We start from the raw sequence: 12,699 nt of genomic DNA, 5'->3' as shown, positions 1-12,699 counted from the left end.
ATGGCAGCATGTCGGCATGGCCGGTCGGAGCGAGTCCCTGTTCAGCTACGGCACGCTTCGCCTGCCCGAGGTGCAGCGCGCGACGTTCGGCGCCGAGCTTCCGACGAGCGACGACGAACTGGTCGGCTGGCGGCTCGGCGTGCTGCGCATCACGGACCCGGCGGTGGTGGCCCTCAGCGGGAGCGCGGAGCATCCGATCCTGGAGCGCACCGATGACGCGCACGACCGGGTCGCCGGTGCGGTGCTGGAACTGTCCGCCGACCAGCTCGACGCGGCCGATGCGTACGAGGTCGACGACTACCACCGCGTCTCGGTGCGCCTCGCGTCGGGACGCGAGGCGTGGGTCTACGTGCGCCCCGGCGAGTGATCGGGCGGGCCAGCGGCATCCGCCGGCCCCTGCTCGTGGCTGTGGTCGTGCCCGTGGTGGTCGTGCTCGACGACCCGCTCGCCCGTGAGGGCGGCGACCGGCACGGCGCATGCATCGCCGCGCCACGCCTCCATGCCCTCGCGGATCGCGAAGCCGGCGATCACGAGCGCCGCGACCGAGTCGGCCCATGCCCAGCCGAGCAGCGAATTGAGGAGCAGGCCCGCGAGCAGCGCGCCCGAGAGGTATGCGCAGACGAGGGTCTGCTTCGAGTCGGCGACGGCCGACGCGGACCCGAGCTCGCGCCCGGTGCGTCGCTCGATCCAGCTCACCGTCGGCATCACGATGAGGCTGATCGCCGCGAGCGCGATGCCCACCGGGCTGTGCTCCGGCTCGCGCAGTCCGGCGAGCGAGAGCGCGGCGTCGACCGAGACGTAGGCGGCCAGGCCGAAGAACGAGAGCGCGATGACGCGCAGCGCCGTGCGCTCGCGCCGCTCGGGGTCGGGCGCGGCGAACTGCCAGGCCACGGCCGCCGCCGAGAGCACCTCGACGATGGAGTCGAGCCCGAAGCCGATGAGGGCCGCCGACGAGGCCGCGCCGCCGGCGAGGAGGGCGACGGTCGCCTCGATCACGTTGTAGGCGATGGTGAACGCCACGATGAATCGGATGCGTCGGCGCAGCAGCGCCGTGCGGGGCGAGATGGACCGGTCGACCCCTGCGGGCATGGAATCGGCGGCCATCAGCAGCAGCCCGCAACGGTGCAGCGCTCGTCCATGCACGGGGCCCCTTCGTCGACGGCGAGCACGCTGCCGATGAGCTCGCCGATCGCGCGGGTGAGGTGCGGATCGGCGATCTCGTACCGGGTCCGCCGACCCTCGGGCACCGCCACCACGATCCCGCAGCCCCGCAGGCAGGCCAGGTGGTTCGACACGTTCGTGCGCGTCAGGTCGAGCTCTCGCGCGAGGGCGCCCGGGTATCCGGGAGCGTCGAGGAGGCTCAGCAGTATGCGCGACCTCGTCGGGTCGGCCAGGGCTCGGCCCACGCGGTTCATCACGTCGAGGCGGGTCGCAATGGTCAGCATGTGCTGACTCTACCGCGGCTGCGACGGCGCGACGGTCGGGTCGAACGCACGAGCCGGCCTGCGGAGCGGCTCAGGCGCTGACGGGCTCGCCGGTCGGCGCGGGCGCCGGCTCCGGCGACGGCCGGCTCGGCCGCGCGGGCCGCCGTGGCTCCTCGGGCTGCGGCTGGTGAGGTCGTCTGGGCTCGTCGATGCGGGTGGTCGGCGTCGGCTCCGGCATCACGACGAGTCCGGAGTTCGCGTTCGCGGACGACGCCATGAGCTCGAGCCACTCGCGATTCAGCAGGGGCCGGCGATTGCCGGCGTAGACGAATTCGAGCGGGATCGAGGGACCGATCCAGCAGACCGCCTCCTGAGAGCCGTCGTCCCACGTGAACGTGAACGACTCGCGTCGGCGGAGCTTGTTGATGACGACGACCTGCAGGTGCGCGAGCACCCGGTCGTCCACGGAGAGGGTCATTCGACCGTTGTAGACCAGCATGCCCACGGGGGTCTCCTGTCGATGCTGCTGCCGCATCGTCGGGTGATCCGATGCGGCGGGCGGCCGAAGCCGAGTGCGGAGCGGCGCGTCCCCCGTTCGCCGTTCCGCTTGCCCGCGGCCAACGCTAGGGTCCCCGTGACCGGATGCCGCGCCACCCGGGCATGTCCGTCCGATTGCGGACCGAGCCGTACTGAAATCGGACCGTTCGCTGATCCGCCGGCAGGTCCTACGATGGATGCCCGGCCACAGCGCCGGACGAGAGGAGCCGAGCATGGTCGGGCTGCAGCGCGAATCCCGGTCGTTCCACGACCTCGACGGCGTCCAGCAGGCCCTCGGCGGGTTCTTCCCGGCGCTCCGGTACGGTTCCGTCGACCGGGCGAGCGTCAGCGTTCGCATGGAGGTCGCGACGGCCGATCGATTCTCGTTCGTCGACGCGGCATGGGACGTGCCCGGAGCGGCGATCACCGGGTCATCCGATCTGACCGTCGTGGCGAGCGGCGGACGCGGCTACCGCCTGTCCCACGGGCGGACCGAGATCGATCCCCGCCACTTCCTCGCGCCGGCCGAGGAACTCGCGGCCAGCTGGGAGACGCATCACGCGAGCATCGTCGTGCTCGACCTCGCCGCGGTCGAGGAGATCGCACGGGTCGCGTCGGGCGACGCGTCGCTCAGGCTGCGGCGCACGGGCACGGCGCCATTGTCGCCCGAGCTCGCGGTCTACTGGGCGACGCTGCTGCGCGGCATCCGCTCGACGCTCGACGCGTCGCCCGAGATGCTCGACGAGCCACTGCTGGCGGAGGCGACCTTCCGCCACCTCGCGACGGCGTTCCTGCACGCGTTCCCGACCAACTGGCTCGAGCAGGCCGACGGCCGGAAGGGCGGCTCGGCCGTCGTCCGGCGCGCCGTCGACTACATGCACGCCCACGCGGGCGAGCCCATCACGATCTCGGATGTCGCGGCGGCCGCGTTCATCTCCACGCGCGGCCTCCACTACGCGTTCACCCGCGACCTCGGCGAGTCGCCGGCGCAGGTCCTGCGGCGGATCCGGCTCGACGGCGCGCGCGCCGACCTCCTGGCCGCCGGGCCCGAGGCCACCGTCGCCGAGGTGGCCCGGCGCTGGGGGTTCGCCCACCTGCAGCGATTCGCCGAGGCGTACCGGCGGGCCTTCGGCGAGAACCCGTCGGAGACGCTGCGCCGCTGACGCTGACGCTGACGCCGGTGCGGGGCGGCGACCCGCGACGCCGTGGCACCCCGTTCTGCCGCCCTTGCCGCCGGGCGATCCGTGTTGCATGCTGGCCCGAAGCGGTGAAGGGGACCAGGTGGACGCCATGGAGCGCCGTCTCCGCTCGTTGCAGCGGATCGCGTACGGCGCCGACTCCAGCGACGCCGACCGCGCGCGAGCGGCCGCAGAGCTCACCGCGCTCGCCGCGGCGGAGCAGGCCGACCGCGACACGACGCCGACCGAGGCGGGCGCCGACGCCGACGCGCCGGTCGACGCGGAGGTGGCGACCGCGGCGGCGGAGTCCTCGGGGCAGACAGCGGGCGTTCAGGCCGCGGGGTCGGATGCCGCAGAGCTCGCGCAGCCGCCCGCCGCGCCCGTCGACGACCACGCGAACCGTCGCCGCGTCGTGCGGTGGGCGGCGGTCGCGGGGCTGGTCGGGATCTCGCTCGGTGCGGCGCTCGGGTGGACCGCCGGCCAGCGGGTGCCCGAGCGCTCGACCTCGTCGCCGACGCTCTACGCGGAGTGGACGCCGGCTCCGGGGGTTCCGCTCGGCGACACGCTCCTCCTGCCGCTCTTCGATCGGCTCCCGCTCGCGGACGAGGCACCGAGGGTGGCGGGGCTCGACGACGACATCGACGAGTCGTCCGTGCGGCTGCTCGCCGTCCGCACCGACGGGCCGTCCGCGTACTTCGTGCGCACGGTCGACGGCGTGGACGTCTGCCTCGTGCTGGTGCTGCCGAACGGTCCGTTCCGCCGCGCGTGCACGGTGAACGGGATCTTCCCGCTCGACGGGCTGGCGGTCGAGTACGGCGCGAGGGGCTACGGGCTCGCGGTCGCGCGGCTCAGCTCCGCGGGCACGGTGGCGCTGGGCCTCAGGGCCTTCTGACCGGCGGCCTCGCGCGCGTCGTCACTAGAGTGGGCGCATGTCGGGTCGTGCTGCCGACGATCGCTCGGTCGCGGACAAGCTCTTCGCGATCGCCGACGCCTTCGCCACCGGGGAGGACCTCTCGCTCAGCGAGATCGCCGCGCGGGCGCGTCTGCCGTTGTCGACCGCACACCGCCTGGTCGCCGAGTGGGTCGCGTGGGGCGGCCTGGTGCGCGGCGACGACGGACGGTACCGGCTCGGCCTCAAGCTCTGGCGGCTGGGCGCTCGTCAGCCCACCGCCCGTCGCCTGCGCAGCGCGGCGCTGCCGTACCTCGAGGACCTGCTCGAGTCCACGCGCGAGCACGTGCACCTGGCGGTGCGCGACGGCCTCGGGGCGATCTACCTCGAGCGGCTCTCCGGGCGCGACGCCGTGCCGGTGATCTCCGACGTGGGATCGCGCCTGCCGCTGCACGCGACGGGTGTCGGCCTCGTGCTGCTCGCGCACGCGCCGCCGGAGGTGCTCGGCGAGGTGCTCGCGTCGCATCCGCGCAAGTACCTGCCCAACACGCTCACCGAGGAGCGGGAGCTGCGGATCCGCCTCGCCGAGATCCGCTCGATCGGCATCTCGACGGCGGTCGAGGAGCTGACGCCGGGCGCGTTCTCGGTCGCCGCGCCGGTGCGGGATGCCTCGGGGGAGGTCGTCGCGGCGGTGTCGATCATCGCGCACGTCGAGCGCGTGTCGGAGCCGCAGTTCGCGCTCGGCGTGCGGATGGCAGCGCGAGGCGTCTCGACGGCGCTCGGCTGGCGGCCCTGACGCCGCGACCGTCCGATTCTTCCACTGGGTGGAAGTCGCGCCCCGGCGCGGCGGGGGAAAGGCGAGGATCGACCCATCCTCCCAGCGACGCGAAAGAGGCGGCATCCGTGCACCAGACCACCGGAGTGGCGATCATCGGCGCGGGCCCGGCGGGCCTGCTGCTCGGCCACATCCTCGGCCAGGCCGGGGTGCCGTTCACGATCCTCGAGCGCTCGTCGCGCGAGCACGTGCTCGGCCGCATCCGCGCCGGCGTGCTGGAACAGGGATCGGTCGACATCCTCGCCGAGCTCGGCCTCGACGCCCGGCTGCGCGAGCGCGGCCTCACCCACCACGGCATCTACCTGCAGTTCGAGCGCCAGCGGCACCACGTCGACTTCCAGGAGCTCGTCGGCCGCACCGTCACCGTCTACGGCCAGCAGGCGCTCGTCGCCGACCTGCTCGCCGAGCACGAGCGCCTCGGTTCGCGCATCGTGTTCGAGGCCGAGGACGTCGAGCCCGTCGGCATCGCCGGCAAGCGTCCCGAGGTCATCTACACGAAGGACGGCGAGGTGCACGAGCTCGCGTGCGACTTCGTCGTGGGCGCCGACGGCTACCACGGCATCTGCCGCCAGCGGGTGCCCGCCGGCGACCTGCAGGTCTTCGAGCGCAGCTACCCGTTCGGCTGGCTCGGCATCCTCGCCGACGTGCCGCCCTCGACCGACGACCTCATCTACGCGCTTCACGCCGACGGATTCGGCATGCACTCCATGCGCTCGCTCGAGGTGTCTCGCCTCTACGTGCAGGTCGGCCCCGACGAGTCGATCGACGCATGGAGCGACGCCCGCATCTGGGACGCGCTGCAGACACGTCTCGGCGTCGACGGCTGGGAGCTGCAGGAGGGCCCGATCACCGAGAAGTCGATCACCCCGATGCGCAGCTTCGTCGTCTCGACGATGTCGAGCGGGCGGATGTTCCTCGCCGGCGACGCCGGCCACATCGTGCCGCCCACCGGCGCGAAGGGCCTCAACTCGGCGATCGCCGACGTCGCGATGCTCGGACGAGCCCTCCTCGACCACCGGGCGGGCGACTCCACCGGCCTCGACCGGTACAGCGACCGGGCGCTCGCGCGCCAGTGGAAGGTGCAGCACTTCTCCCAGTGGATGACCGAGATGCTGCACGTGCACCACGAGGTTCCGGATGCCTCGGCGCGCGCGTTCCGCTACCGCAGCCAGGTCGGCCAGCTCGAGTACGTGACCGGCTCCGAGCACGCCATGCGCAGCCTGGCGGAGCAGTACGCCGGCCTTCCCTTCTGAGTCGACCCGCACCCCCGTCCACCCGAGGAGCACCATGACCGACATCGACCGAGACGAACCCGAGATCCACGCCGGCCTCGAGCCCGCCGCCGATCGGGTCGTCGTCGGCGGCCAGCCGACGCTCGAGCAGGCGACGATCTCGGCCGAGATCGCCGAACGCCATCGGGCCGTCCGCGAGGACGCGTCCGCCGCCGGCCGCGCAGTGCCCGTGCATCCCCCGCGCGACTTCGCGCCCTACCGCTCGACGACGCTGCGGCATCCGACGCACGAGCTCGTGCGCGCTCACCCCGAGGAGATCGAGCTCGTCTCACCAGCGTTCGGGCACACCGACGTGGCCGCCGAGGAGGGCGACCTCACCATCCAGCACACGGGCGAGCCGCTCGGCGAGCGCATCATCGTGACGGGGCGGATCCTGGACGGAGACGGCCGCCCGGTGCGCAACCAGCTCGTCGAGATCTGGCAGGCGAACGCCGCCGGCCGCTACGTGCACAAGCGCGACCAGCATCCCGCGCCGCTCGATCCGAACTTCACGGGCGTCGGCCGCGTGATCACCGGCGACGACGGCGGGTACCGGCTCACGACCATCAAGCCGGGCGCGTACCCGTGGAAGAACCACCGCAACGCGTGGCGGCCGGCGCACATCCACTTCTCGTTCTTCGGCTCGGCGTTCACGCAGCGCCTCATCACGCAGATGTACTTCCCCGGCGACCCGCTGTTCGCGCTCGACCCGATCTACCAGTCGATCGTCGACCCTGCGGCGCGCGAGCGGCTCGTGGCACGATACGACCACGACGTGAGCGAACCGGAGTGGGCGCTCGGCTATCGGTGGGACGTGGTGCTCACCGGGTCGCGGGCCACCTGGATGGAACCGGAGGACGCCGATCATGCCTGACACCCCGTCGCCGCAGGGCCCGTTCCTGCAGACCCCGTCGCAGACGGTCGGTCCGTTCTTCGGCTACGCGCTGCCCTACCCCGGCGGTCCCGACGTGGCGCCGCCGTGGCATCCCGACGCCGTTCGCTTCCACGGCACGGTGTACGACGGCGCGGGCGATCCGGTGCCCGACGCGGTCGTCGAGATCTGGCACGCGGATGCCGCGGGTCGCCCCATCGCCGTGCGCGGCAGCCTCGAGCGCGACGGCCACGGCGTCACGGGCTTCGGGCGCACCGCGGTGGACCGCGACGGCCACTACGCGTTCACCACGATCAAGCCCGGCGCCGCGCGCCCCGATGCCGCACCCCACGTGCTGGTGACCGTGTTCGCCCGCGGACTGACCCACCACCTCTTCACCCGGGCCTACTTCGCGGATGAGGACGAGCGCAACGCACGCGACCCGTTCCTCGCGAGCGTCGACGCCTCGCGGCGCGGGACGCTCATCGCCGAGGCCGACGCCTCGGGCGGCTATCGGTTCGACATCCGGCTGCAGGGCGACGGCGAGACGGTGTTCCTCCAGTTCGAGGGCGTCGCGCGATGACGGCACCGGCGGCGTTCGACTGGGGGCTCCTCGAGCCCCTGGGCGGGGCGGCCGCCGCGGCATCCGATGACGCCGTGCTCGCAGCACTCGTCGACGTGGAACGCGCGCTGGTGCTCGCGTGGGGCGACGTGTCCGACGCGGCCGACGCCGACGCCGCCCGCGGCGCGTCGCGGGCCGTGGCCGATGCCCTCCGCGTCGAGGCGCTCGACGCCGACGCGCTGCTCGCCGGTGCGCGCGAGGGCGGCGTGCCCGTGATCGCGCTCGTGGTACAGCTCCGCGCACAGGCCGACGCGGCCCACCCGGGATGGGGATCGCGCGTGCACGACGGCGCCACGAGCCAGGACATCCTCGACTCCGCCCTCGTGCTCGTCGCGAAGCGCGTGCTCGACGCCGGGCGCGCCCGGCTGATCGCGGCGGGGGAGGGCCTGGCCCGACTCGCCCATGCCGAGCGCGCGACCGTCTCGATGGCCCGCACGCTCGGCCAGCATGCCGAGGCGTCGACGGTCGGCGCGCAGGTCGCGACCTGGCTCGACGCCGTCACGAGCGCGATCGAGGTCGTGCACGCCGTCGCCTTCCCGGTGCAGCTCGGCGGCGCGGTCGGCACCGGGCTCGCGTTCGACGAGCGGCAGCCCGGCGTCACGCCCCGCCTGCGTGCCGCGACGGCCGCACGGCTCGGCCTCGACGACCCGGGACGCGCGTGGCACACCGACCGCACCGCCGTGCTGGCCCTCGGCAACGCCGCGGCGGCGGTGGTCGCGGCCTGCGCCCGCCTCGGACGTGACGTCGCGTTCCTCGCCCGCACCGAGATCGGCGAGGTCGCGGTCGCGCGCGCCGGCGGATCATCGGCCATGCCGCACAAGCGCAATCCCGTCGACGCCGTGCTGCTCACCGCGAACGGACTGCGGGCCGCGGGCCTCGTCGCCACGCTGCACGCGGCGGCCGTGTCGGCGGACGCCCGGCCCACGGGGGAGTGGCATGCCGAGTGGCAGGCGTTCCGATCGCTGCTGCGCCTGGCTGCCGAGAGCGCGGATGCCGCCGCCGACCTCGTCGCCGGGCTCGCCGTCGTGCACGACGCGATCGAGCGCACCCTGGCGCTCGGCCCCGAACTCGTGCGCGACCGCGCCGCGGTCGTCGCTGCCGCCGGAACGGTCGTCGACGACGCCGTCGCCCGATACCGCGCCGCCACGGAGGTCGCACCATGACCGTTCCCCGCCTCACCGGATCGGTGACCGCGGCGGCTCCGACGGCCGACGCGACCGAGCTCCTCGTGCTGCTGCCCTCGCTCGGCACCACCACCGAGCTGTGGGACCGCGTCGTCGCGGCGCTGCGTCCGACGCTCCCCGCCGTGCGGATCCTCCGGGTCGATCTCCCCGGACACGGCGCCAGCCCGGTCGCCCGCGATCCGCTCACGATCCCCGAGCTCGCCGAGGGCGTGCTGCGCGTGGTCGACGAGGTGGGCGGGGGACGCTTCCACGTCGCCGGCGACTCCCTCGGCGGCGTCATCGCGCTCGAGCTCGCGGTCGCGGCATCCGACCGGATCGCGAGCCTCACGATGCTGGCGAGCGGGGCCCGCATCGGCACCGCCGAGGGCTGGGCCGAGCGGGCCGCGAGCGTGCGGGCGTCGGGCACGGCGTCGCTCGTCGGGGGCAGCGCGCAGCGCTGGTTCGCTCCCGGCTACCTCGAGCGGGAGCCCGACGGACCGGGCGGGCGCGCGCTGCGCCTGCTCGTCGACGTCGACGACGAGTCCTATGCACGCTGCTGCGAGGCACTCGGCGGGTTCGATCGCACCGTGGAGGCCACCGGGCTGGCGGTGCCCGCGCTCTTCGTCGCGGGCGAGCACGACGGGGTCACCACGACTGAGGCGATGCGCGCGCTCGCCGCCGAGGTGCCGGGTGCGCGGTTCGTCGAGCTCGCCGGCTCGGCGCACCTGCCGCCGCTCGACCGGCCCGACGAGGTAGCCGCGCTCATCGCCGAACGGGTGGCGTCGACGGATGCCGCGACCGGCGCCTCCGAGGGCGACCCCGCCGCGCCGGCCGACGCCGCGACCCGCGGCATGGCCGTGCGCCGTGCCGTGCTCGGCGACGCCCACGTCGACGCCGCCGTCGCGGCCGCCACTCCCGAGACCGCGCCGTTCCAGGACTTCATCACCCGCTACGCGTGGGGCGAGATCTGGTCGCGTCCCGACCTGTCGCGACGCGAGCGCTCGATCGCCACGCTCGCGAGCCTCGTCACGGGCGGCCACGAGGCCGAGATCCGGATGCACGTTCGGGCCGCCCGGCGCAACGGGCTCGAGCGTGCCGAGATCACCGAGGTCATCCTGCACACCGCCCTCTACGCCGGCCTGCCGGCGGCCAACACCGCCCTCGCCATCGCGCGCGAGGTGTTCACCGAAGAGACCCACGCCGAGGAGACCGATGGATAAGACGTACGCGAGCGCGACCGAGGCGGTCGCCGACATCCCCGACGGCGCATCGCTCGCCGTCGGCGGGTTCGGGCTGTCGGGGGTGCCGATCGTGCTGATCCGGGCGCTGCTCGCGCAGGGCACCCGCGACCTCGAGGTGGTCTCGAACAACTGCGGCGTCGACGGCTGGGGCCTCGGCGAACTGCTGGCCGCCGGTCGCATCCGGCGCGTGATCGCGTCGTACATCGGCGAGAACAGGGAGTTCGCCCGCCAGTACCTCGGCGGCGAGGTCGAGGTCGAGCTCACCCCGCAGGGCACCCTCGCCGAACGGCTCCGCGCGGGCGGCGTCGGCATCCCGGCGTTCTACACCGCCACCGGCGCGGGCACCGCGGTGTCCGACGGCGGCATGCCGATCCGGTACGCGGCGGACGGCTCCGTGGCGCTCGCGAGCGACCCCAAGGAGCTGCGCCCCTTCGACGCGTTCGGCCGCACGCGCGAGTACGTGCTCGAACGCGCGATCCGCACCGACGTGGGCCTCGTGCGGGCCGCCGTCGGCGACCGGCACGGCAACCTGCGGTTCGAGAAGGCCGCGCGCAACTTCAACCCGCTCGCGGGCATGGCCGGCCGGTTCACCATCGCCGAGGTCGACGAGCTCGTGGAACCGGGCGTGCTCGATCCCGACGACATCCACCTGCCGGGCATCTACGTGGACCGCATCGTCGTGCTGAGTCCGGAGGAGTCCGCCGACCTGCCCATCGAGAAGGTCACCACCCGTCCGAGGAGGGACGCCTGATGCCGCTCACCCGCGACGAGATGGCCGCCCGCGCCGCCCGCGAGCTGCAGGACGGCACCTACGTGAACCTCGGCATCGGCCTGCCGACGCTCATCCCCAACCACCTCCCCGACGGGGTCGAGGTGGTCCTCCATTCCGAGAACGGCATCCTCGGCGTCGGGCCCTACCCGTGGGAGGGCGAGGAGGATCCGAAGCTCATCAATGCCGGCAAGGAGACCGTGACCGTGCTGCCCGGGGCCGCGTACTTCGACTCGGCCGCGAGCTTCGGCATGATCCGGGGCGGCCGTATCACGACCGCGGTGCTCGGGGCGATGCAGGTGTCGTCTCACGGGGACATCGCCAACTGGGCGGTGCCGGGCCGGATGGTGAAGGGAATGGGCGGGGCGATGGACCTCGTCAACGGCGCCGAGCGGGTCATCGTGGTCATGGAGCACATCGCGAAGGACGGCTCGGCGAAGCTCGTCGAGCAGTGCACGCTGCCGCTGACCGGGCGGGCGTGCGTCGACCGGATCATCACCGACCTGGCGGTGATCGACGTCACCGCCGACGGGCTCGTGCTCGTCGAGCTCGCGCCGGGGGTGACGGTCGAGCAGGTGACGGATGCCACGGGCGCACCGCTCCGCGTGCCCGCCGAGCTGTCGGCGACGTCGTGACCGAGCTGCGCGAGGTCGTCGTCTGCTCGCCGCTGCGCACGCCCGTCGGACGCATGGGCGGCGTGCTGGCGCCCGCGTCGGCGCTGGAGCTGGCCACGACGGTGCTGCGCGCGCTCCTCGACCGCACGGGCCTGGACCCCGCCGTGGTCGACGGGGTGATCGGCGCGCAGGGATACCCGACGATGGAGGCGCCGGCGTTCGGCCGGGTCGCGGCGCTCGACGCCGGCTTCCCCGAGACGACGACCGGCTACCAGCTCGACCGTCGCTGCGGTTCGGGGCTCCAGGCGGTCGCCAACGCGGCGATGGAGGTGCAGACGGGTATCGCCGACGTCGTGATCGCCCTCGGAGCGGAATCGATGTCGAACGCGCCGCTCTACACGGTCGAGGGCCGTCGCGGCATCCCGGGCGGAGGGCTCATGCTGCATGACGCGCTCGCCCGGGGGCGGGCGACGGTCGGCGGCTCCCGGTTCCCGACGCCCGAGGGCAACGTCGGCGCCGCCGAGGTGCTGCGCGCCGAGTACGGCATCCCTCGCGAGGTCCAGGACGCCCTGGCCCTGCGCTCGCACCGGCGGGCGGTGTCCGCCCAGGAGTCGGGCGCGTTCGACGCCGAGCTCGTGCCGGTGGAGGTCTCGGGGCGGCGTGGCAGCGTGACCGTCGATCGCGACGAGCATCCTCGGGCCGACACGTCGCTCGAGGCGCTCGCCGCCCTGCGCCCCCTCCTGCAACGCGCGGATGCCGCGGCGACCGTGACGGCCGGCAACTCCAGCGGGCAGAACGACGCCGCCGCCGCGTGCATCGTCACGACGCCCGAGCGCGCGGCCGAGCTCGGGCTCACGCCGATGCTGCGGCTCCGGTCGTGGGCGGTGGCGGGCAACGACCCGCTGCACTTCGGCGTGGCTCCCGTTCCCGCGGCGAACCTCGCGCTGCGGCGCGCCGGCATCCGCTTCGATGACCTCGACGTGATCGAACTCAACGAGGCCTTCGCGGTGCAGGTGCTCGCGTGCCTCGCCGACTGGGGCCTCGATGCGGAGGATCCCCGACTGAATCCGCGCGGCAGCGGCATCTCGATCGGGCACCCGATCGGCGCCACCGGCATCCGCATGCTCGCGACCCTCGCGCACGAGCTGCCCGCACTCGACGGCGAGCTCGCGCTCGAGACCATGTGCATCGGTGGCGGGCAGGCCCTCGCGGCGGTGTTCGAACGAGCCGCGTGACGCGCTGGAGCGGCGCCGAGGGCGGTCGCTACCCCTGCGCCTCCGAGCCG

Annotated in this window: 15 protein-coding genes; 12 read left to right on the top strand and 3 right to left on the bottom strand. The window is 73.8% G+C overall.

Features of this window, described 5'->3' with window-relative positions:
- Positions 1 to 16: 16 nt before the first annotated feature.
- Positions 17 to 367 (top strand): gamma-glutamylcyclotransferase family protein, encoded by a 351-nt coding sequence (locus EV187_RS13885; RefSeq protein WP_130353645.1) that lies wholly within the window; start codon positions 17 to 19, stop codon positions 365 to 367.
- On the opposite strand, the gene EV187_RS13880 is transcribed toward EV187_RS13885, so the two are convergent.
- The 3 genes from EV187_RS13880 to EV187_RS13870 form a co-directional block, all read right to left on the bottom strand.
- Positions 346 to 1,104 carry a cation efflux transmembrane domain-containing protein gene (locus tag EV187_RS13880; RefSeq protein WP_242609609.1) on the bottom strand — a complete coding sequence of 253 codons (759 nt, stop codon included), beginning with the start codon at positions 1,102 to 1,104 and terminating at the stop codon, positions 346 to 348. The genes EV187_RS13885 and EV187_RS13880 overlap by 22 nt on opposite strands.
- Positions 1,104 to 1,445, bottom strand: coding sequence for a Cd(II)/Pb(II)-sensing metalloregulatory transcriptional regulator CmtR (cmtR, locus tag EV187_RS13875; RefSeq protein ID WP_130353644.1), 342 nt, complete (start codon positions 1,443 to 1,445; stop codon positions 1,104 to 1,106). The genes EV187_RS13880 and cmtR overlap by 1 nt, the downstream gene beginning before the upstream one ends.
- Positions 1,446 to 1,515: 70 nt before the next feature.
- A complete protein-coding gene (locus tag EV187_RS13870) occupies positions 1,516 to 1,923 on the bottom strand; it encodes a DUF7882 family protein (RefSeq protein ID WP_479722874.1) in 408 nt (135 codons plus the stop codon).
- Between the two features lie 271 nt (positions 1,924 to 2,194).
- Between EV187_RS13870 and EV187_RS13865 the strand changes: the two genes are divergently transcribed.
- From EV187_RS13865 to EV187_RS13815, 11 genes are all read left to right on the top strand, one after another.
- Positions 2,195 to 3,124: an AraC family transcriptional regulator gene (locus EV187_RS13865; protein WP_165391200.1), complete on the top strand. Its 930-nt coding sequence runs from the start codon at positions 2,195 to 2,197 to the stop codon at positions 3,122 to 3,124.
- A gap of 127 nt (positions 3,125 to 3,251) precedes the next feature.
- The gene (locus tag EV187_RS13860; protein ID WP_130353642.1) at positions 3,252 to 4,031 is read left to right on the top strand and encodes a hypothetical protein; all 780 of its coding nucleotides are present in this window, start codon (positions 3,252 to 3,254) and stop codon (positions 4,029 to 4,031) included.
- A gap of 37 nt (positions 4,032 to 4,068) precedes the next feature.
- Positions 4,069 to 4,824, top strand: coding sequence for an IclR family transcriptional regulator (locus EV187_RS13855; RefSeq protein ID WP_130353641.1), 756 nt, complete (start codon positions 4,069 to 4,071; stop codon positions 4,822 to 4,824).
- A 107-nt stretch (positions 4,825 to 4,931) separates the two neighbouring features.
- A complete protein-coding gene (locus EV187_RS13850) occupies positions 4,932 to 6,116 on the top strand; it encodes a 4-hydroxybenzoate 3-monooxygenase (protein ID WP_130353640.1) in 1,185 nt (394 codons plus the stop codon).
- A 34-nt stretch (positions 6,117 to 6,150) separates the two neighbouring features.
- The gene (gene pcaH, locus EV187_RS13845) at positions 6,151 to 7,008 is read left to right on the top strand and encodes a protocatechuate 3,4-dioxygenase subunit beta (protein WP_130353639.1); all 858 of its coding nucleotides are present in this window, start codon (positions 6,151 to 6,153) and stop codon (positions 7,006 to 7,008) included.
- Positions 7,001 to 7,588 carry a protocatechuate 3,4-dioxygenase subunit alpha gene (gene pcaG, locus EV187_RS13840; RefSeq protein WP_130353638.1) on the top strand — a complete coding sequence of 196 codons (588 nt, stop codon included), beginning with the start codon at positions 7,001 to 7,003 and terminating at the stop codon, positions 7,586 to 7,588. Before pcaH ends, pcaG begins: the two co-directional genes overlap by 8 nt.
- Positions 7,585 to 8,790: a lyase family protein gene (locus EV187_RS13835; protein WP_130353637.1), complete on the top strand. Its 1,206-nt coding sequence runs from the start codon at positions 7,585 to 7,587 to the stop codon at positions 8,788 to 8,790. Before pcaG ends, EV187_RS13835 begins: the two co-directional genes overlap by 4 nt.
- The gene (pcaDC, locus tag EV187_RS18795) at positions 8,787 to 10,010 is read left to right on the top strand and encodes a bifunctional 3-oxoadipate enol-lactonase/4-carboxymuconolactone decarboxylase PcaDC (protein ID WP_130353636.1); all 1,224 of its coding nucleotides are present in this window, start codon (positions 8,787 to 8,789) and stop codon (positions 10,008 to 10,010) included. The genes EV187_RS13835 and pcaDC overlap by 4 nt, the downstream gene beginning before the upstream one ends.
- Complete coding sequence (locus EV187_RS13825) at positions 10,003 to 10,782, top strand: CoA transferase subunit A (protein WP_130353635.1); 780 nt, start codon at positions 10,003 to 10,005, stop codon at positions 10,780 to 10,782. Before pcaDC ends, EV187_RS13825 begins: the two co-directional genes overlap by 8 nt.
- Positions 10,782 to 11,435, top strand: a complete 654-nt coding sequence (locus EV187_RS13820; RefSeq protein WP_130353634.1) for a CoA transferase subunit B — start codon at positions 10,782 to 10,784, stop codon at positions 11,433 to 11,435. The genes EV187_RS13825 and EV187_RS13820 overlap by 1 nt, the downstream gene beginning before the upstream one ends.
- Positions 11,432 to 12,649: an acetyl-CoA C-acetyltransferase gene (locus tag EV187_RS13815; RefSeq protein ID WP_242609608.1), complete on the top strand. Its 1,218-nt coding sequence runs from the start codon at positions 11,432 to 11,434 to the stop codon at positions 12,647 to 12,649. The genes EV187_RS13820 and EV187_RS13815 overlap by 4 nt, the downstream gene beginning before the upstream one ends.
- Positions 12,650 to 12,699 lie beyond the last annotated feature (50 nt).

Origin of the sequence: Agromyces ramosus, from assembly GCF_004216665.1 — a bacterium.
Taxonomy (GTDB): Bacteria; Actinomycetota; Actinomycetes; order Actinomycetales; family Microbacteriaceae; genus Agromyces; species Agromyces ramosus.
The sequence above is the reverse complement of the archived record's forward strand: the minus strand, read 5'-3'. Positions and strand labels throughout refer to the sequence as shown.